Raw genomic sequence first — 18,868 nt, 5'->3', positions numbered from 1 at the left:
GAAGAGGATGGCTAGAAGAAAATCAGGTTGAGCAAAAGCGTACCGCTGAGGACGACGACGGCCAACGTTCCGGGGCGCTGCCAGAAGGACGCCTCTTCCGTCGGCTTGGGCGTCAGGGCATAGACCAGTCCGGTAAGTTCTTCATCGGGACGCGGTTTCGTAGCCAGGCTCACGGCAATGGTGACGATGAAGCACACCGTCCACGCGATGATGGCCGTCCAGAAGGTCTGGGCCAGTTCGCTGCGGTAGGGCGACAGAAGGACGCCGAAAAAGCCCCCCTTGACGCCGACGGTAGCTCCTTCGGGCAGGGAAATCCCGTGATGAAACGCGGCTGCCAGCGTGCCCGCCACCAGACCCCAGAACGCGCCGTGTCCCGTGGCGCGTTTCCAGAACATCCCCAGCAGGAACGTCGCAAACAGCGGCGCATTGACAAAGGCAAACACAAGCTGGAGCACATCCATGATGTTGTTGAAGGCCGCAGCCACGTAGGCCGTCGCTACCGAGAGTGCAATTCCGCCGACGGTGGCGGCGCGGCCCATCCAGAGGTAGTGCGCATCGCTGGCGTCGCGTTTGAAATAGCTCTGATAGATGTCATACGTCCACACCGTGTTGAACGCCGTGACATTGCCCGCCATGCCGGACATAAACGACGCCAGCAGCGCCGTCAGCCCCAGGCCGAGCAGTCCGGCCGGCAGGTAGTGCGCCAGCATGGCCGGTGTGGCCAGGTCGTAGTCAATAACCGGGCGCGCGTTGGTGTCGCGGAGCACTTCGCCAGCATCAGTTGTCTTGGCCGGGATGATGCCGACGCGGGCGACGGTCGCCGCTGGCGTCGCTTCCCGGCGCGGCTCGACAGTCAGGGCAATCATCCCCGGCAGGATAACCAGAAAGGGAAACAGCATCTTGGGAATGGCGGCAATGAGCGGCGTGCGGCGGGCCGCCGTCATGGAGTCGGCCGCCATGGCGCGCTGCACAACGAGAAAATCCGTGCACCAGTAGCCAAACGACAGCACAAAGCCAAGCCCCATCGCCAGCCCGAACCACTCGACGCCAACCGGATTGCGCGTGGCGTCTCCCATAAACGCCCAGGACTGCGTGTAGGCTGTCGGTGCATAGCCCTGCGTCACGGAGTGCGTCATAAGGCGCGCCTGAAGCCCCTCCCAGCCGCCAACGTCTTTCAGCCCGAGCAGCACCAGCGGCAGAAAACCAAAGACGATGAGGAAAAACTGCAGGACTTCGTTGTAGATGGCGCTCGTCAACCCACCCAGGAAGATGTAGGCCAGCACGATGCCAGCGGCGACGAGCATGCTGGCATCTTCATCCCAGCCGAGCAGCAGCCGGAACAGCTTGCCCATGGCATACAGTGACACGCCGGAAGAAAACACCGTCATCACGGCAAAGGAAATGGCGTTCAGGGCGCGGGTTTTTTCATCGAAGCGCAGCTTGAGGTATTCCGGCACGGAGCGGGCCCGCGAGCCGTAGTAAAACGGCATCATGAAAACACCCACAAAGACCATCGCCGGAATAGCCCCGATCCAGTAGAAGTGGCTCGTGGCAATGCCGTACTTCGCGCCGGAAGCGCCCATGCCGATGACTTCCTGCGCACCCAGATTGGCGGAAATGAACGCCAGTCCGGCGACCCAGGCCGGAATGGCGCGGCCTGACAGAAAGTAGTCGGTACTCGAACGCATGAAACGCTTGAGCGCCACACCAATGCCAATGACGAAGGCGAAGTAAATCGCCATCAGGACGTAATCAATCCAGGCCAGTCGAACGTCAGTCATGTCTTGTCAAGCCGGCGCGTCATGCCGAAGAAATGCACGCCGGCTGTGGTGAAGGGAGTTGTCACTGTCGGTCAGGACACGTTAGCGAATTCGAATCCCCGTGGCCAACATCATTCTTCACTGAAGCGGCGCTGCCAATCCACGAGGTTGATCGGTATGCCGGGAAAGAGCTGAAGAAGCTGATGCGGAGGGCGGCCGATTGAGCGCAGCCCGGAAGGGCGGGGGATGCGGCTGCCGGGGTGGCACGTGCCTGCTGCACGGCAGTACGAGGCGCGCTGACAGATGATGGGTGACCACCGCACTTCCGGCGCAACTCGGCTACTTTCCGGCCGGGCCTGAAAGAAGAAGCCTGAGCAACACTGGCCTTCCTTCACTTCGATTGTGGCTTGATCCCCCTCCGTGCCACTGGGTTGTTCGGATAAGCTCTCAGCCGCCATTTTGCATTGTTAATAACCACTTCGCTATACTCTGTCTTACACGCTCCAAACGCTCCCGTGAAATTTCACCAATTGCACCAAGAAGCAGGTCGCCCGACACAACAGCCAGGCGCCCTGCCCGGATGACACTCGCTACCTTCAAGCCACTTTGTTCAAAATCTTCATCACCTTCCCGAACCACTTCATCAAATCCTGCAAGATAATGCCGCGTCTGGGATGAAATCATGCAAATCAGCCAGTCGTCATACTCGCCAGGAAGTTTACCGAAAAAACGCCGTAAAGCCCTGCACTTTAGGGCAGGGATATAAGGCGCACGCTGTTTTATCAAGCCAAACCTGTGATAAAATAGCAGTATGAGAGTCATGGAAGCCAAGCTACTCAACGGGACAGCAGAGCAGTATCAGGCTCTGGATGAAGCCATCCGTACCGCACAGTTTGTCAGAAACATACGTGTGCGGTACTGGATGGACAACAAGAGCGTCAACAAAGCTGTTCTCTATGCCCACTGCAAAGACCTGGCCAAAGAGTTTGACTTTGTCAGGAAGTTAAACTCAGCGGCAAGGCAGGCAAGTGCAGAGCGAGCCTGGGCTTCCATTTCCCGGTTCCATACCAACTGCAGAAACAAGGCGGTCAAGAAAGGGTATCCCAAGTTCAGGAAGCATTGCCGTTCTGTGGAATACAAGGTATCTGGCTGGAAGCTGTCAGGGGATGGGATGACTATCTCGTTCACCGATGGCTTCAATGCTGGCTCGTTTGCTCTGTACTGCAATGGTGAGGCAAGACACCATATCCTAAACTCCAAAATCAATCGGGTGCGGGTGATACGCAGGGCAGATGGATACTATGCCCAGTTCTGCCTGGATGTGGAGCGCAAAGAGCGGGGAGAATACACAGGCAATGTTATTGGCATTGACTTGGGCTTGCGGGCTTTCTACACCGACCAGAACGGCAACCCTGTAGAGTATCCTAAGTTTTTGAGGCGTAGTGAAAGAAGGTTAAAGCAACACCAGCGCAGATTAAGTCGGAAGTTCAAGAAGAGGGCAAAATCCCAATCCAAGAACTACCACAAGCAAAGAAAGCGACTGGGCAAAGTGCATCTGAAAGTCCAACGCCAGCGTAAAGACTGGGCAATTAAGCAGGCACGGTGCGTGGTGGCATCTCACGATGTCGTGGCGTATGAAGACTTGCAGGTGAAGAACCTGGTCAAAAATCATCATCTTGCCAAATCCATTCATGATGCTGGCTGGTCTCAATTCACTGCGTGGCTGGACTACTACGGCAAGGTGTGGGACAAGGCAGTCGTCAGCGTACCGCCGCAGTACACCACACAGGACTGTAGTCACTGTGGGCATTATGGTAGTAAAAACCCTATCCACCAGAACCCATAGTTGTCCTCAATAAGGAAGCAAGTGGCGAGTGGCGAGTGGTTCAGAGGCGAGTGGTGAGTGGCGGAATTGGCGAGTGGCGAATGGCGAGTGGCGAGTGGTTGATCGCTACTCGCTACTCGCTGCTCGCTACTCGCTTCACTCGCTACTCGCTGCTCGCTCCCTGTTCGCTATTCGCTACTCGCCACTACAGTACCTTTGGGCAAAAGGGAACTGCCTCGAAAGAGGGAACGCTTGGGGAGAGATGCACCGCTGCTTTAGAGGGGCAACCTGATGAAGTAAGTGCGCTCGCAGAACCAAGAACAAGAATCCCCTGCCTTTAGGCAGGGGAGTATGTCAACCAACAGGAGTGCAGGTCCTAGCTTCCCTTCTGCCAGATCAGCTTGTGGAAAACGAAAGACAACAACCTGCCCCGCTTTTTTCATACAAAACTTACCTTGATGTCTGCCGTGCTGTATAACGCAGGCTCATCCTCCATATCCCGCACGGCTGAAGATAACGACAAAGCTCCCCACTCCTGCTTTTCCTGCTGCTCTGCCTTGACGAGAAGATACTGGATAAAGCTAAGCAACTCTTCCTGGAGTGACCGGGGAAGTTTTTGCACGGATTGGAAAACTTTTTCATCGAATGCCATGATCTGTTCTCCTGTAAATAAAGGGAATGTTTCCTTTGAACTGTTTTATACCAAAGCCTCTGGGTAGCGTAGGTGGGGATTAACTGGGTCAAACGTCAGACATGTCCTGTCAAACCGGCGCGTCAGGCCGAAAAAACGCACGCCGGCTGTGGGTGAATGGAGTTGCTACTGTTGGTCGGCACACGTTAGCGGATTCAGTCCCAGCGGCCAACAGCCATTTTCGTTGTTGTTACGTGGAGGGACGCGGTAAGCTCAGCGGTCACATGACATTTTCCAACGACAGGGACGGTTCGAGACGTGGTACTGGATTTGTTTCGTCTGGATGGGAAGGTCGCGCTGGTGACGGGTGCGCTTTCCGAGATTGGGACGGCCATTGCGCTGGCGCTGGCCGAAGCCGGCGCGGATGTCGCCTGTCACGGTTCGGCCCGCCCGCCGGAAGCCCTCTGTGAGCAGATTCGGGCGCTGGGCCGGCGGGCGCTGGCCGTGACGGGAGACCTCTACGACCGCGCCTTTCACCGTCATATCGTGGCCACGACCCTCGCCCATTTCGGGCGGATTGATATTCTGGTCAACAATGCCAGCACAATCCGGCGCGGCGCTGCCGTGGAACTGAGCGACGAAGACTGGGATTTCATCTTGGGCATCAACCTGACAACGGTGTTCCGGCTGTCGCAGATGGTGGCCAAGGACATGCTCGAACGGCGGTCAGGCAAGATTATCAACATTGCTTCCCTGCTGGCCTTTCAGGGCGGCTGGCAGGCTCCGGCATTTGCGGCCTCGAAAGGCGGCGTCGTGCAACTGACGAAATCCCTGGCCAACGAATGGGCCGCGCGGGGCGTCAACGTCAACGCCATTTCGCCGGGTTATCTGGAAGTCGAAAGCACCCGTCCGCTGCGGGAGGACCCCGTGCGTCACCGCCAGATCACGGAGCGCATTCCGGCCGAGCGATGGGGGCAGCCGTCCGATCTGGCCGGCGCAGCGGTGTTTCTGGCCTCAGCGGCCAGTGATTACGTCCACGGCCACGTGCTCGTCGTGGATGGCGGTTGGATGGGGCGCTAGCGTTCGCCGGTAAGTACGAGGTCATCCCGGTGGATCACCTCGTCGTGCGCGCGGAAGCCAAGCCGCTGCGCAATCTCGGAGGACTTCAGTCCACGGATGGTTTCAGTTTCATCGGCGCTGTAGCTGGTCAGTCCACGCGCGATTTCGCGCCCCTGCTCATCGCAGCACGCCACGACATCCCCGGCGGCGAACCGTCCAGTGACCCGGATGATACCCGACGGCAGGACGCTCTTGCCCTGCGTCACTACGGCGCGCACGGCGCCGGCGTCGAGCGTCAGGGTGCCTTTCGGGCGCAGGGCGGCAATCCAGCGCTTGCGGCCGCCGAGGGCTGCCGTTGCCGGTGGGAACAGCGTCCCAACGTCGTCCCCCGCTATGACGCGCTCCAGGATGTTTGACGCACGACCATTGACAATGACCGTCGTAACGCCAAACCGCGCCGCCGTCCGCGCTGCCGTGAGCTTGGACTGCATGCCGCCCGTGCCAAAGGCGCTTTTTCCGCTGGAAGCCAGTTCCAGCGTTGCGACCGTGACTTCCGGGACGAAGCTCAACTGCCGGGCTTCCGGGTACTGTTTGGGATCGCGGTCAAACAGACCGTCCACGTCCGAAAGCAGCACGAGCAGGTCGGCATCCACGATGTTGGCCACGAGCGCGCTCAGGAAGTCATTGTCGCCGAACTTGATTTCAGCCGTGGCCACGGTGTCGTTTTCGTTGATGATGGGCACGACGCCGAGCGTCAGCAGCGTTCGCAACGTGTGCCGCGCATTGAGAAACCGCTCCCGGTCGCGGGCGTCGTCGTAGGTCAGCAGCACCTGTGCCACCGGGACGGGCGCAAAGGCCTGCTCGTAGTAGCGCATCAGAAAGGGCTGACCGATGGCTGCCGCCGCCTGCTTGAAGGACAGGTCCCGGCCCAGCGGCAGATGATGCGTCCGCAGATACGTCATGCCGCAGGCGACCGCGCCGGAGGAAACAATGACCACCGTGCGCCCACCCGCGCGCAGCGCCAGACATTGCCCGACGAGATGCCGCAGCACAGCTTCAACCAGACCAACCTCCGGCTCCACGAGCACATTGCTTCCGACTTTGACGACAATGCGCCGGGCCGCAGCCAGGGCGGCGCGGGCCGCAGCGGCATCCTGTCCCGGGTGACGACTAGGCTGCGCCATGCTGCTTGAACCAGGCGAGCATTGCCTTCCAGGCCGCTTGGGCGTCCTCCCTGCGGTAGGACGCGCGATAGTCAGCGTGAAAGCCGTGGGGGGCGTCGGGATAGACGATGATCTTCGACCCGGACCTGCCCTTGGCCAACGCCGCCCGCATCTGTTCAACGGTTTCGAGCGGAATGCCCTGGTCCTTGCCGCCGTACAGCCCAAGCACTGGTGTTCGCAGCGTCGGCGCAATGTCAATCGGGAATGTAGGACGCAACGGGTCAGGCTTGAAATCCGGGTTGTTGCGTGGGTTGGCAACCAGTGAGCCATACCACGCCGCAGCGGCTTTGACCCGTGGTTCGTGGGCGGCAAACAGCCAGGTCATGCGCCCGCCCCAGCAGAAGCCCGTCACGGCCAGCCGTTTGATGTCGCCGTAGCCGGTTTTGGCGGCGTAGGCAACGCACGTCGTCAGGTCAGAAAGCACCTGCGCGTCCGGGACCTTCGACACCACCTTGGAGATGATGTCGCCGATGGTTTCCAGTTTGGAGACATCACCCTGACGGGCAAAGAGTTCTGGGGCCAGTGCGAGATAACCGACCTTGGCCAGTCGCCGGCAGATGTCCTTGATGTGCTCGTGAACGCCGAAAATCTCCTGAATGACAATGACCACCGGGAAACGGGTGCCTTTTTCAGGCCGCGCCAGATAGGCCGGAAAGGCAATGTCGGCCGCCGGGATGCTGACTTCAGCGGTGGTGAGGCCGGCTGTGTCGGTCACAATGGTCTGGGCGCTGATGGGTTGCGCGGCCAGTGCAAAGCCGGCAGCAAGTGAAGTCAGCACGAACTGCCGCCGCGAGAGTTCCGCATCGGGAAGCAGGCTTCTGGTGTGTTGGTCAAACATGACAGGCAGGGAAGTCGTGGGATGAGAGCACAGTCAACGCAGGGATTCAAACGCCCGAACATAGCGCAGAACCGGGCCATCATGCGATACTGAACGCTACCGGTACTTCAGCGAAAGGTTTTCTCCAGCCATGTCGAACTCTGCTGCTTCTGGCGCGGCGCCGGCCCCTTCGGCCGTGCCGGATACGTTGCTCGATGCCATCGAAATCATCGTTGGCGGGCGAAACCTTGATGCCCCGACGGCGCAAGCTCTGGGGCTGGTGGATGTCATTGCCACCGAGGCGCATTCAGCCGTCGAGGTCGCCGCACAGTTGGCCCGTGAGTACATCCTGACGGGAACCGGCCCGCTGGCCGAAGCGTTTGCCCGGCGGCAGGCGGCGCTCAGCCAGTGGGCCACACCGCAGCCGGGGCTTTCCCGCGCCGAGGTCGAAGCCCATCCGCGCGTGGCACGCCTGCTGGCACAGGCGCGGGCCGTCGGGCGTGAAAAGGCCGTCCAGCGTGCTCTGGACTGTGTGTTTTTTGGCCTGGAGCAGGGCTATGCAGCCGGACTCCGGCACGAAGCCAACGTGTTTGCCGAAGCTGTGGCCGACCCGGAGGGCGGGCAGGCAGGTATTCAGGCGTTTCTCGACAAGAAAAGCGCACCCCTGCCACCGCGCCCGCTCATTATGGTTGGCTCACCGGAAGAACAGGCGCTGCTGGAACGCGGCGAACTGCTCCCGGTCGGAACGCCGTTTTATCCCGGTCTGACACCGCTGCCGAAGTATCAGTACGCCCAAGGTATCATCAAGGACCCGATGACCGGTGCTGCTCTGCACGGTGAGCCGAAAGACGTGGAACAGCACTTCATCGTGCCCGTCCCGACGCCCAGCCCGGCTGAAGTCCTGGTGTATGTGTTGGTAAGCGAAGTCAACTTCAACGACATCTGGGCGCTGACCGGGATTCCCATCTCCGTTATGGACGACCATGACCAGGATTTTCACATCACCGGCTCCGGTGGCATCGGTCTCATTGTGGCGATGGGCAGCGAGGTCAAGCGGGAAGGACGGCTGCAGGTGGGCGATCTGGTGTCCATTTACTCCGGCCAGAATGACCTGTTTTCACCGCTGGTCGGGCTGGACCCGATGTTTGCCGATTTTGGCATCCAAGGCTACCAGGAACCGAACGGCTCGCATGGGCAGTTTTTGCTCGTGCAGCCGCCCCAGCTTCACCACAAGCTCGAAGACCTGACCATCGAGGCGGCGGGAAGCTACATGCTTAACCTGGGCACGATTTACCGGGCGCTGTTTACGACGCTCAAGGTGGCGCCCGGCAAGCGCCTGTTTGTGGAAGGCGCGGCCACGGGCACCGGCTTCGAGGCCCTCAAGGTTGGTGTGCGCAACAACGTAAAGGTGACGGGCATGGTGTCGAGCGCTGAGCGGGCGGAGGTTGTCAAACAGCACGGGGCAACGGGTGTGATCAACCGGCGGGCGCCGGAACTGGAGCCCTGCTTTACGAAAGTGCCGGAAGACCCGGCGCAGTGGGCCGCCTGGGAGGCCGCCGGTGAACCCCTGCTGGCGATGTTCCGCGCACAAAATGAGGGGCATCTGGCCGACTACGTGGTTTCCCACGCCGGGGAGCGTTCCTTTCCACGGAGTTTTCAACTGCTGGCACCGGGCGGGACGTTGACCTTCTACGGCGCATCATCCGGCTATCACTTCACGTTTATGGGCAAACCCGGCGCGGCTGCGCCGTCCGACATGCTCCAGCGGGTCGGGCTGCGGGCCGGGCAGTCGGTGCTGGTCTATTACGGCATTAGTGAAGATATCGTGGATGAGACCGGTATCGAGATTATCGAGGCCGTACGGGAAGCGCATGCGCGGATCGTCGTGGCGACGCAGACGGATGCCCAGAAAGAGTTTGTCGCCAGTCTGGGTTTTGGTGATGCCATTCGGGGACTGGTCAGCATCGAGGACCTGCGACGGCGCTATGGCGCGGACTTCGTCTGGCCGGCCACGATGCCGGCGTTTCCTGACCCCAAGGCTGACACGGAAGCCTTCAAGGAGGCCGTGCGTCTGTTCAACGAAATCAACTTCAAACCTTTCGCGGCGGCCGTGGGACGGTTGCTGGCCGCGCCGGACAATCCCCGTGGCTACCCGGACATGATTTTTGAACGCGCCGGACAGGACACCCTGGGCATCAGCACGACCCTGGTCAAGCCCTACACCGGGCGCGTCGTCTATGCCGAGGATATGTCCGGGCGGCGCTACAGTTTCTATGCGCCACAGGTCTGGATGCGGCAGCGCCGGATTGACATGCCGACGGCCAACATCTGGGGCACACACCTCAACAACGCCTACGAGGTCGTGGCGATGAACGATGCCGTCGCGGCCGGGTTGCTGGAAGTGACACCGCCGGTCGTCGTCGGGTGGGCCGACCTGCCGGAAGCGCATCAGGCGATGTGGGACAACCGCCACGCCGGGGCGACTTACGTTGTCAACCATGCACTGCCCCGGTTGGGACTGAAAACCAAGGCTGAGTTGTTCGAGGCCTGGGCGGCGCAGTCGGCAGAAGCGACGACCGAGGATGATGCCGCCACCATTTTCCGGTAATGCCGAAGCCGTGCCGGGTTCACGACGGCACGGCAGCCTGTTCCTCGCCTGTGGTTTTTGGGTCAACGGCAGGCTTGGAAGTACCGGAGGCGGGTGGTAAAGTCAGCTTTGGTCAAATCCTGAATAGCTTCATCAGTAAGCCTTTTGGGTTTTGCTACCCAAGCGAAAGGGGAGACCGGTGCAGACGCGGCCGGGTGCCGGTCAGCGCTGCGTCACACCGTCTGCCGGGTGGAAAGTTTTTCAAGGATGCGGGCAATGAACAACCTGGTGCTTGACGCGACGAAGGTAACACCAAGAGTGCATTTTGATGGAGCCAGCGGGGTACTTGAAATCGAGGGGGATTCCTACCCGGAGCACTCGCTTCAGTTTTACCAGCCGGTGTTCAAGTGGCTGGATGATTTCATCCAGCGGACGACGATCCCCATCGCCTTTCATTTCAAGCTGTCCTATTTCAACACGAGTTCTTCCAAGTGCATTCTCAACATCCTGGAAAAGCTGGAAGAAGCCAGTCGCAATGGACGGCAGGTGAGTCTGCACTGGCACTATCGGGAAGATGATGAGGACATTCGGGAAAGTGGAGAGGAATTTGCCGAGGATTTGAGCTTGACGTTCCAGTTTGTCAAGCACTGACCCGGTTCGGGGAATACAGCGCCCAGCGCCGTCGGCTTTGGGCGTCCGTAGCAGGGACGGTAAAAGGGCGTGGGCACTGAAGCGCAGGCAAAGCGAAATGCAGAGGCGGTGTACGCCGAGGAAGAAGCCGTTGCCGCGGAAGCGGCCCGGGTGGCCGCTGATCCGACAGTGACCTTCGATGCGCTGCACGAACACTACCGGTTTTTAGCCCGGAAATACCGCCACGCCATTCGCCAGCTCATCAAGCTCACGCACGTCAGCGACATGTTCCAGGGCAAGCTGCTGCGGATGCAGGCGGAGCTGGAGCGACGCAATGCCGAACTCGAACAAGCCCGCGTGGACCTGGAACAGGCCAATCAGGCGCTTCACCGGCTGTCCTATCTGGATGCCCTGACGGGCGTGGCCAATCGGCGGCACTTCAACGAGTATCTCGATCAGGAATGGCGCCGGGCCATGCGCAAGCAGGCCTCGCTGTCGCTGATACTTCTGGATGTGGATCACTTCAAGCGGCTCAACGACATAGCCGGTCATCCGTATGGCGATGACTGTCTCCGGCAGGTGGGGGCGGCGCTGGCGGCGAGCGTGCGGCGTGCCGGCGATCTGGCCGCCCGCTACGGCGGCGAGGAATTTGCCGTCATCCTGCCCGGTGCCCAACCGGACTGGGTGATGTCCTTTGCCGAGGAGGTCCGGCAGGCGATTGCGGCGCTGGAGATTCCGCATCCGGTGTCGCCGTATGGCGTCCTGACGGTCAGTGTCGGGGCGGCGACGGCTGTGGCCGTGGAACAACAAGGGGTGAGTTCGCTGATCGCGGCCGCTGACAAGGCGCTGTATGCCGCGAAAGAAGCCGGGCGCAATCGGGTTTCATGCGCGCCCATCCTGTCGGTAGGCAATGGATGACCGATGCAACCCGTCGGCCGGTTGATCTGGAGGCACAATGATGGCGGAAGACCTGTTCCGGCTCTATCAGGACATGAGTCAGCGTAAGATTTGGCTGGCCTTCAAAGGGGCGATCTCGCAGGATGTCCTTGTGGAGCTGGGTACGCTGCTCAAAAACAAGTCGGTCCTTGACCGCAAGGTGAAAAAGGTTTTCGCCATTTTCATCGAGATGACCCAGAACATCCTGCATTATTCGGCCGAGACGGAAACCGTTCCCTTTGGGGGCAATGGTGCGGTGCATCCCGTCGGGGTCGGCGTGGTGGTCGTATCGGAATCGGCGGATGACTACTCGGTGTCGGCCGGCAATGTCATCACGGCCGAGCAAATGGATTACCTGCGCGAGCAGTGTGAGCGCATCCACAACTCGGATGCCAGCCAGCTCAAGCAGTATTACGACGAGCGGCTCAAGGCAGAACAGGTTCGGGCCGGAAGCAAGGGTGCCGGGTTGGGCCTGATTGACATTGCCCGCAAGGCCGATTTTCCGCTGGACTATGAAATGCGCCCGATTGCTGACGGGCGGGCTTTCTTCATCCTCACGGCGCGGATTGCCAAGACACTGTCCGCCTGATCGCCTGACGGCGACAGTGAACCCTTCACGACCAACCCTTCGGACTCCAACTGGTCTGGACTGCCATGGCGAAAGATTCCAACCATGCCAATGCGTTCGAGCTGTTTGCCGAGGAACGCGCGCTTGTGGCGGCCGCCCATGAACTGGTTCAGCAGGGTGAATTTTCACCGGCGGAGTGGCAGTCCCACTATGCGAAGCTGCTCAGGAAGTATGAAACCCTGTTGCGTCAGGCCATCAAGATCACGGGTTCGGGCGATGCCATTCAAAGCCGTCTCATTCGGACCCAGGCCCAACTCGATGCGCGCAACACGGAACTGCGCCACGTCAACGACCGCCTGCGTGAACTGGACCGGGTCAAGGCGGCCTTTACGGCCATGCTCGTCCATGACCTGAAATCGCCGCTGAGTGTTGTCAAAGCCACGCTCGAACTTCTCGCTGAAGAACCGGCCGTTTCGAACGGGCCTTATGCTCAACTGGTCACAACTGCCAGTAATAGCACGGAAGCCATGCTGACACTCATCAACGAGATGCTGGAAGTGGCGCGGTCGGAAAGCCAGGAAATCACGCTGGAGAGGCGGCGGCTGGACCTTGTGCCCTGCCTGAACGAACTCCTTGAGGAAGTGCGTGTGGCGGCGCGTCCAAAGCAGATTGATGTCCTGCTGATGTGCAGCCCCGTCCCGCCGGTTTTGGGCGACTGGTCGAAGCTCCGGCGGGTATTGACGAACCTCACCTCCAACGCCATCAAGTTTACGCCGGTCGGTGGGCAACTCCGGCTCAGTTGTCAGGTGGAAAGTCACCCCGAAAAACCACGCCAGAAGCTGGTCGTCATCCGCGTTGCCGATACCGGGGAAGGCATCCCCGAAGCCGACCTGCCTTACATTTTTGACCCGTACCGCCAGGTGCAGGCTTCTGAGAAGAAAGGGCTTGGCGTCGGGTTGGGGTTGGCCATTGCCCGGCGCATTACCGAAGCCCACGGCGGAACCATTGCCGTAGAAAGCCAGGTCGGACAGGGAACCTGCTTTGCCATTACTCTGCCGGCGGCTGAAACGAGCATCCGCCCGACACCGGCGGCCGGTCTCGCCGCCCCAAGTGCTGAGAACCCGGCCTGACGGTTGGCCGTCGGTCCGGGCCGCCCGTCTTGGGTTTTCGCGCTTCCACGACATTGGTATAGTCGCAGAACCGTCCTTTGCCCGCGCAAAGCCGGATGGGCAGGGGACTGGGTGCGCGGGAACAATGGATGGCGATACCGGGTGATGTGACCGTTCCCCGCCCTGTCTTCAGACAGCTTTTGGGAGTAGGTTTTGGATGTTTGGCGTACGTGTCGTTTTCTTTGCCAGCGTGCTGTTTTCCGTTGCAGCTTCCGGCACGGCAGAAGCCTCGGTGGCAGGGAGGGTCGTTCAGGTGGCCCCCTGGAAAAGCCAGTCGCCACAAAAACCGGCGCCGCCGCCCGGCGCGCCGGACCGCGAGCCGGAGGCAGAGCCGGATGAAGCGCAAGAGCAGGCTGCTGACTGGCGGGAAATGGGAACCCGTGACCCCCTGCTGGAAAAGCGGGCGCGCAAGAACATCGAAGTGGCGGAATTTTACGCCCGCCAGAAGAACTTCCGGGCCTCCATCAACCGGCTGACGGAAATCTACGAGGTGTATCCGCAGTTTACACGCTTTGACCGGATTCTCTTTCTGCTTGGCAAGTATCATCTGGGGCAGCGCCGTCTTCTGGAAGATGAGGCAAAGCGACTGCGGAAGCAGGGGCAGAGCGATGAAGGACAGCGCAAAGCCGACGAAGCGCGCACCTATGATGCTGAAGCCCGCCGGTACTTTTCCGAACTGCTCGAACGTTTCCCGGAAAGCGAGCTGGTCAAGGATGCCCGCAGGGAACTGGAACGTCTTCCATCGCTGGCGTCCCCCCTCCCACCATTCTGAGACCGCTATGTTTTCACCCGTGACATCGTAACCATGCTTGAAGTGCTTCAGGTTCGGCCCCAGGCCGGTGTGCCGGGCGGCCTCATCATTATTGACTGTCGGGGATTCGATGCCTCGGACTATGCGGACTGTGAGGTGTTGTTTGGTGAGACACCGGGCCGTATCGTCAGCGCCTCGCCCGACCGGGTACTGGTCACGGTGCCTGACGATGTGACCAAAGCGGACCGTCTGACCGGCTTGCAGTTGATGTCCGCTGGAAGAACCAGTCCCCGTATTCCCTTTCTGGTCGCTGAGCTTCTGGCCGAAAACATGCATCCGGTGGCCAATCCGGTCTGTGACCCGGAAACCGGAGCGATATTCACCACGATTTCCGGCTCACGCGGCAAAAAAGTTGAAGTTTCGGTGTGGCGCATCAGCCAGGAGGGGCAGTCCACACCCTTTCTGGACAACGTCATGAACCCGACGGGGCTGGCCATTGACCGCGAGGGGACGCTCTACATCACAAGCCGGCACGATGGGACGCTCTATCGGGTGTCTCCTTTCCGGGAGGTTGTACCCGTGGCCGAAAACCTGGGGATTGCCACCGGGCTGGCGATTGACCGGATGGGCAACCTGTTTGTCGGCGACCGGCAGGGGACGATTTACCGGGTGACGCCGTTTGGAGAGGTCAGCCCTCACGCCCGCCTCGAACCGAGCATGGCTGCCTATCATCTGGCTTTCTCGCCGGATGGTCATCTCTATGTGACAGCCCCAACGCTGGCCGGCACCCGCGAGAGCATCTATCGGGTGACACCGGGTGGTGAGGTCGAGCCGTGGTTCGTCGGGCTGGGACGGCCACAGGGGCTGGCCTTCGACCGGGCCGGCAATGCCTATGTCTGTGCCAGTCTCAATGGATTGCGGGGAGTCATCAAAATCACGCCCGATGGGCAGGAGGCCGAACCCTTCATCGCCGGCGCCCGGCTGGTCGGACTCACCTTCGACAATCGCGGCAATGCCATTCTGGCTTCCAACCATGAAATCTATCGGGTTCCGGTCGGGGTCATTGGCTACGATCCCGCCCGCGCCTGATGGCTCAGTTTTCCGAGAGGCACCATGCAAGGTATTCATCTGGGGAACGTCGTCCTGGGCTTCGTCGCGTTTCTCTTTTCACTGTGTGTCCACGAATTTGCCCATGCCTGGACGACGGAGCGTTTCGGGGATGACACCGGGCGCTACCAGGGACGTATCACCCTTGACCCCCGGGCCCACATTGACCCCATCGGCTCGATCCTCTTTCCGTTGATCGGTTTGATTGGGGGTGGTTTTATCTTTGGCTGGGCCAAACCGGTCGAGGTCAATCCCAATCGTTGGAAAAACAAGGTTGTGGCCAACATCGTGGTGTCGGCGGCCGGCCCCATCAGCAACCTGCTGCTGGCCCTTGGTGCCGTGCTGCTGCTCAAGCTTCTGGTGGTCACGGGGGGCGTCGGGCGGGGCGATGTGTTGAGTATGTTCAGCGGCCACGAACCGGCCAATCCCCAGGCCCTGCTGGGGTTGGCTGAGCCGGTGCTGATTTTTCTGCGGATGATGATTGTCGTCAACCTGCTGCTGGCCGTCTTCAATATGTTGCCCATCCCCCCACTGGACGGCAGCCATATTCTGTCGAGCCTGCTCAGTGTGGTGAGTGTGCCGCTGATGGAAGCGTACGAGAGCCTGCGCCCGTATGGCTTTTTCATCATCATCCTGGCTTCTCTGACCGGCCTGCTGTCGCAAATCTATCTGCCGCTGATGAGATTTTTCCTGGTCCTGCTGTTCAGCCTGCTCTGAACGACCAGACTGCGCCGACCGCCCATTGTCCGTTGGTCAGACCGATGTCTTCCATGGCGATGCACGCTCAGCCACCTGCTGAAACCAGAACGGAGGAAGCCAAAACGGCGGCCGTTCCCGACGACAGCCGCCCCGGAGACTACCGGGTGCGGCTGGAAGTCTTTGAAGGGCCGCTCGACCTGCTGCTCTATCTCATCAAGCGCCATGAACTCGACATTACCGACATTCCCATAGCGCGGATTACGGCGGAATATCTTGCTTACATTCAGGCGCTGCGCGAACTGGACTTTGATGTTGCCGGTGAGTTTCTCGTCATGGCAGCCACGCTGATCCACATCAAGTCCCGGATGCTCCTGCCCCTGCCGGCTGAACCTTCCGCCGAAGCCGTCGCCGACGACCCACGGGCGGAACTGGTACGCCAGCTTCTGGAGCACCGGCGCTACCGGGCCGCTGCCGAAGACCTGTGGATGCGGTACGAGCTGGAGCAGGGCGTTTATACCCGTCGTACTTGTGAAACCGCCGCTTCGGAAGAAGTCAACGTCACGGTTTTTGACCTGCTGGAAACGTTCAAACGCATTCTCGACCGCCGCCGCCAGCGGCTTGAACTGACGATTGCCCACGAAGCCATAACCCAGGCGCAAAAGCTGGCCGAGTTGCGGGCGCTGCTCGCTGAACAGCCGCGCCTTGATGTCACCCGGCTCTTTGAAGCGGCCCGGACGAAACGCGAAATGGTCTGCCTCTTTCTGGCCATTCTGGAGCTGCTGCGGGAAGGGGCCGTGCGCTTCATTCAGACAGAGACCTTCGGTAGCATCCATCTCGAACAGGTGACAGCGACAGCAGAAGTGACCCCAGCCCTATGACTCCTGAAACGCTCAAACCGATTCTGGAAACCCTCATCTACGTGGCCGAGGAGCCGCTGACGCGCAAGCAGATGGCCGAGTTGCTGCCGGAAGCGGCTCCGGCGGACATTGACGCAGCACTGCACAGCCTGGTCAACGACTACGCCGGGCGCGGCCTGGTGCTGCGCGAGATTGCCGGCGGCTGGCAAATTGCCACGCGCCCGGAGTTGAGCGAGTACGTCCGGCGCTACCACCGTGCCCGCCCGGCAGCGCGGCTCTCCCTGGCGGCGCTGGAGACCCTGGCCGTGATTGCCTACAAGCAGCCGATTACCATTCCCGAAATCTTGGAAATTCGCGGAGTGAGTTCGTCTTCCGCTATCAAGACACTGCTTGACCGGAAGCTCATCGTGCCCAAGGGGCGCAAGGAGTGCGTCGGGCGTCCCATTTTGTACGGCACGTCAAAGGAATTTCTGGTGCAGTTTGGGTTAAAGGATTTGAGTGTCCTGCCCAGTCTGGAAGACCTGGCCGAACTCGACGCGCCAACGACCTGAGCAGCATTATCGTTGGGAGTCTGTAGTCATCCGGCCGGTTGGTCATCTGGGAAAAACGGTTATGCAGGAGCCAGGCATGTCTGAAAAGCGATTGTTGATGACGGTTCTGATGTCGCCTGACATGGCGAATTTTTCCGGCCACGTCCACGGCGGGGCCATGTTGCGGTTGCTCGACCAGGTGGCTTATGCCTGTGCGTCACGCTATTCAGGCAGCTATGTCGTGACCGTTTCGGTGGACCAGGTCGTGTTTCGGGAGCCGGTTCACGTTGGTGAACTGGTGACGTTTCGCGCTTCGGTCAACTACACGGGCCGAACTTCCATGGAGATTGGCATTCGCGTCGAGGCCGAAAACATCCGCGAGCGCACGTCCCGCCACGTCATGACGTGCTATTTCACGATGGTGGCCGTGGATGAGCAGGGGCATCCGCGCCCTATCCCGCCGGTTCCAATTGAAACCGAAGATGACCGGCGCCGGTGGGCTGCCGCCAAGCTCCGCCGGCAGTACCGCAAGGAGATCGAACGGCACAGCCTTGAAATCCGGCAGCATCCGCAGGAACTGATGCAGGAAATGCTGGAATCCCATGCCGTGGCCCGGCACGCTGCCGAACGGCTTGGGGCGTTGCCACCGGAGACGCCATCACTTGCCCCACCGGCAGCACCGGCCGAAACGGGTTCATAACACCGCCATGCAGGAACGGTTACAGAAACTCATTGCCGCCGCCGGACTGGCCTCACGGCGGGAAGCCGAAACGTGGATTCAGAACGGGCTGGTGACGGTCAATGGCCAGGTTGTGGACACGCTGGGGGCCAAAGCCGACCCGGAACACGATGCCATCAAGGTCAAGGGCAAGCTCATCAACCCGAAGCTGGCGCAGCGGAAGCTGGTCTATTACCTGCTCAACAAGCCGAAGGGGTATTTGTCGAGCCTCTCCGACCCGGAGCAGCGCCCGCTCGTGACGGACCTGCTGCCCAAAGGCGCGCCGCGCGTACATCCCGTCGGCCGCCTCGATTTCAACACCGAAGGATTGCTCATCCTGACCAACGACGGGGCCCTGACCAACCTTGTGACCAAAGCCGGCGACCACTGCCCGAAGGTCTATCACGTCAAGGTCAAGGGAACACCCGGCCCTGCCCAGCTTGAACGGTTGCAACGTGGCATCACCATTGACGGGGAAGTTCACCGGATTGCCAACCTGACCCCCCTGGAACACACGGATCACAACAACGCCTGGTATGAACTCGTGTTGCACGAGGGCAAAAACAACCAGATTCGGCGCATGTTTGACGCCATCGGGCATTCCGTGCTCAAACTCCGGCGCGTGGCCATCGGCCACCTGACCGATGCCGGCCTGCCGGTCGGAGCCGTTCGGGAGTTGACTCCGGCTGAAGTGCAGCGGTTCTTCTCGAAGCGGAAAATTGCCCCACGGGTTGTCGCCAAAAAGGCAGCAGCGCAAAAAACCGGCAAGCCCCGTCCGGTCGGGGAAGCCAAAGCCCGCCAGCGTGAGGGGCTGGCAACGACCATCGGCCGCACTGCCCAGTCCCCCGCCGCACCGTCCCAGCGGCTGGTTCGTCCAGCCGCCAAGCCGGCAACTTCAGGGCCGGGAAGCCCCAAGTCACCAAGGGGTTCTGCCCCGGCCCGTCCCGCGTCACGGAGCCGGACTCTAGCTTGCCGTATAGTACGCGATAGTGTATAGTAAT

17 protein-coding genes and 2 pseudogenes are annotated in these 18,868 nt (G+C 60.5%); 14 read left to right on the top strand and 5 right to left on the bottom strand.

The window, feature by feature from the left end:
• Window positions 1-11: 11 nt before the first annotated feature.
• Both J8C01_RS14330 and J8C01_RS14325 read right to left on the bottom strand, forming a co-directional pair.
• Window positions 12-1,781 (bottom strand): sodium:solute symporter family protein, encoded by a 1,770-nt coding sequence (locus tag J8C01_RS14330; RefSeq protein ID WP_211432872.1) that lies wholly within the window; start codon window positions 1,779-1,781, stop codon window positions 12-14.
• Between the two features lie 426 nt (window positions 1,782-2,207).
• Window positions 2,208-2,582, bottom strand: a complete 375-nt coding sequence (locus J8C01_RS14325) for a type II toxin-antitoxin system PemK/MazF family toxin (RefSeq protein ID WP_014100852.1) — start codon at window positions 2,580-2,582, stop codon at window positions 2,208-2,210.
• Between J8C01_RS14325 and J8C01_RS14320 the strand changes: the two are divergent.
• Window positions 2,572-3,618, top strand: a pseudogene (locus J8C01_RS14320) (RNA-guided endonuclease InsQ/TnpB family protein); the annotation flags it as partial. The gene J8C01_RS14325 and the pseudogene J8C01_RS14320 sit on opposite strands and share 11 nt — an antisense overlap.
• 406 nt (window positions 3,619-4,024) lie before the next feature.
• Here J8C01_RS14320 and J8C01_RS14315 read toward each other — a convergent pair.
• Window positions 4,025-4,237, bottom strand: coding sequence for a DUF2281 domain-containing protein (locus J8C01_RS14315; protein ID WP_014100854.1), 213 nt, complete (start codon window positions 4,235-4,237; stop codon window positions 4,025-4,027).
• A gap of 297 nt (window positions 4,238-4,534) precedes the next feature.
• On the opposite strand from J8C01_RS14315, the gene J8C01_RS14310 reads away from it, so the two are divergent.
• Complete coding sequence (locus tag J8C01_RS14310) at window positions 4,535-5,296, top strand: SDR family oxidoreductase (RefSeq protein ID WP_211432870.1); 762 nt, start codon at window positions 4,535-4,537, stop codon at window positions 5,294-5,296.
• Here the strand turns inward: J8C01_RS14310 and proB are convergent.
• On the bottom strand, window positions 5,293-6,459 hold the full coding sequence (gene proB, locus J8C01_RS14305) for a glutamate 5-kinase (RefSeq protein WP_014100856.1): 1,167 nt from the start codon (window positions 6,457-6,459) through the stop codon (window positions 5,293-5,295). The genes J8C01_RS14310 and proB overlap by 4 nt on opposite strands.
• The gene (locus tag J8C01_RS14300; RefSeq protein ID WP_014100857.1) at window positions 6,446-7,336 is read right to left on the bottom strand and encodes a dienelactone hydrolase family protein; all 891 of its coding nucleotides are present in this window, start codon (window positions 7,334-7,336) and stop codon (window positions 6,446-6,448) included. Before J8C01_RS14300 ends, proB begins: the two co-directional genes overlap by 14 nt.
• A 130-nt stretch (window positions 7,337-7,466) precedes the next feature.
• On the opposite strand from J8C01_RS14300, the gene J8C01_RS14295 reads away from it, so the two are divergent.
• The 12 genes and pseudogenes from J8C01_RS14295 to J8C01_RS14240 all read left to right on the top strand — a co-directional run bounded on the left by J8C01_RS14295 (window position 7,467) and on the right by J8C01_RS14240 (window position 18,864).
• Window positions 7,467-9,923, top strand: a complete 2,457-nt coding sequence (locus J8C01_RS14295) for a zinc-binding dehydrogenase (protein WP_211432869.1) — start codon at window positions 7,467-7,469, stop codon at window positions 9,921-9,923.
• 255 nt (window positions 9,924-10,178) lie between these two features.
• A complete protein-coding gene (locus tag J8C01_RS14290) occupies window positions 10,179-10,553 on the top strand; it encodes a DUF1987 domain-containing protein (protein ID WP_014100859.1) in 375 nt (124 codons plus the stop codon).
• A 69-nt stretch (window positions 10,554-10,622) separates the two neighbouring features.
• On the top strand, window positions 10,623-11,450 hold the full coding sequence (locus J8C01_RS14285; protein WP_211432868.1) for a diguanylate cyclase: 828 nt from the start codon (window positions 10,623-10,625) through the stop codon (window positions 11,448-11,450).
• A 40-nt stretch (window positions 11,451-11,490) separates the two neighbouring features.
• Complete coding sequence (locus tag J8C01_RS14280) at window positions 11,491-12,057, top strand: SiaB family protein kinase (protein ID WP_211432867.1); 567 nt, start codon at window positions 11,491-11,493, stop codon at window positions 12,055-12,057.
• 65 nt (window positions 12,058-12,122) lie between these two features.
• Window positions 12,123-13,166 (top strand): sensor histidine kinase, encoded by a 1,044-nt coding sequence (locus tag J8C01_RS14275; protein WP_211432866.1) that lies wholly within the window; start codon window positions 12,123-12,125, stop codon window positions 13,164-13,166.
• 196 nt (window positions 13,167-13,362) lie between these two features.
• Window positions 13,363-13,977 carry an outer membrane protein assembly factor BamD gene (locus J8C01_RS14270; protein WP_211432865.1) on the top strand — a complete coding sequence of 205 codons (615 nt, stop codon included), beginning with the start codon at window positions 13,363-13,365 and terminating at the stop codon, window positions 13,975-13,977.
• A gap of 33 nt (window positions 13,978-14,010) precedes the next feature.
• Window positions 14,011-15,045, top strand: a complete 1,035-nt coding sequence (locus tag J8C01_RS14265; RefSeq protein WP_014100864.1) for an SMP-30/gluconolactonase/LRE family protein — start codon at window positions 14,011-14,013, stop codon at window positions 15,043-15,045.
• Between the two features lie 24 nt (window positions 15,046-15,069).
• Window positions 15,070-15,780, top strand: coding sequence for a site-2 protease family protein (locus J8C01_RS14260; protein WP_211432864.1), 711 nt, complete (start codon window positions 15,070-15,072; stop codon window positions 15,778-15,780).
• A gap of 53 nt (window positions 15,781-15,833) precedes the next feature.
• Window positions 15,834-16,640: a segregation and condensation protein A gene (locus J8C01_RS14255; protein ID WP_211432863.1), complete on the top strand. Its 807-nt coding sequence runs from the start codon at window positions 15,834-15,836 to the stop codon at window positions 16,638-16,640.
• A complete protein-coding gene (scpB, locus tag J8C01_RS14250) occupies window positions 16,637-17,170 on the top strand; it encodes an SMC-Scp complex subunit ScpB (protein ID WP_014100867.1) in 534 nt (177 codons plus the stop codon). The genes J8C01_RS14255 and scpB overlap by 4 nt, the downstream gene beginning before the upstream one ends.
• A gap of 61 nt (window positions 17,171-17,231) precedes the next feature.
• A pseudogene (locus J8C01_RS14245) lies at window positions 17,232-17,738 on the top strand (acyl-CoA thioesterase); the annotation flags it as partial.
• Window positions 17,739-17,856: 118 nt separating this feature from the next.
• A complete protein-coding gene (locus J8C01_RS14240) occupies window positions 17,857-18,864 on the top strand; it encodes a pseudouridine synthase (RefSeq protein ID WP_211432862.1) in 1,008 nt (335 codons plus the stop codon).
• Window positions 18,865-18,868 lie beyond the last annotated feature (4 nt).

The sequence above is a fragment of the Chloracidobacterium sp. D genome (assembly GCF_018304685.1).
Taxonomy (GTDB): Bacteria; Acidobacteriota; Blastocatellia; order Chloracidobacteriales; family Chloracidobacteriaceae; genus Chloracidobacterium; species Chloracidobacterium thermophilum.
The sequence above is the reverse complement of the archived record's forward strand: the minus strand, read 5'-3'. Positions and strand labels throughout refer to the sequence as shown.

What these genes read in the sequence shown, in the direction of transcription:
- J8C01_RS14330 (WP_211432872.1), bottom strand. Translation starts at nt 1,781, where the DNA reads ATGACTGACGTTCGACTGGCCTGGATTGATTACGTCCTGATGGCGATT.
- J8C01_RS14325 (WP_014100852.1), bottom strand. Translation starts at nt 2,582, where the DNA reads ATGACTCTCATACTGCTATTTTATCACAGGTTTGGCTTGATAAAACAG.
- J8C01_RS14315 (WP_014100854.1), bottom strand. Translation starts at nt 4,237, where the DNA reads ATGGCATTCGATGAAAAAGTTTTCCAATCCGTGCAAAAACTTCCCCGG.
- proB (WP_014100856.1), bottom strand. Translation starts at nt 6,459, where the DNA reads ATGGCGCAGCCTAGTCGTCACCCGGGACAGGATGCCGCTGCGGCCCGC.
- J8C01_RS14300 (WP_014100857.1), bottom strand. Translation starts at nt 7,336, where the DNA reads ATGTTTGACCAACACACCAGAAGCCTGCTTCCCGATGCGGAACTCTCG.
- J8C01_RS14295 (WP_211432869.1), top strand. Translation starts at nt 7,467, where the DNA reads ATGTCGAACTCTGCTGCTTCTGGCGCGGCGCCGGCCCCTTCGGCCGTG.
- J8C01_RS14290 (WP_014100859.1), top strand. Translation starts at nt 10,179, where the DNA reads ATGAACAACCTGGTGCTTGACGCGACGAAGGTAACACCAAGAGTGCAT.
- J8C01_RS14280 (WP_211432867.1), top strand. Translation starts at nt 11,491, where the DNA reads ATGGCGGAAGACCTGTTCCGGCTCTATCAGGACATGAGTCAGCGTAAG.
- J8C01_RS14275 (WP_211432866.1), top strand. Translation starts at nt 12,123, where the DNA reads ATGGCGAAAGATTCCAACCATGCCAATGCGTTCGAGCTGTTTGCCGAG.
- J8C01_RS14270 (WP_211432865.1), top strand. Translation starts at nt 13,363, where the DNA reads ATGTTTGGCGTACGTGTCGTTTTCTTTGCCAGCGTGCTGTTTTCCGTT.
- J8C01_RS14265 (WP_014100864.1), top strand. Translation starts at nt 14,011, where the DNA reads ATGCTTGAAGTGCTTCAGGTTCGGCCCCAGGCCGGTGTGCCGGGCGGC.
- J8C01_RS14260 (WP_211432864.1), top strand. Translation starts at nt 15,070, where the DNA reads ATGCAAGGTATTCATCTGGGGAACGTCGTCCTGGGCTTCGTCGCGTTT.
- J8C01_RS14255 (WP_211432863.1), top strand. Translation starts at nt 15,834, where the DNA reads ATGGCGATGCACGCTCAGCCACCTGCTGAAACCAGAACGGAGGAAGCC.
- scpB (WP_014100867.1), top strand. Translation starts at nt 16,637, where the DNA reads ATGACTCCTGAAACGCTCAAACCGATTCTGGAAACCCTCATCTACGTG.
- J8C01_RS14240 (WP_211432862.1), top strand. Translation starts at nt 17,857, where the DNA reads ATGCAGGAACGGTTACAGAAACTCATTGCCGCCGCCGGACTGGCCTCA.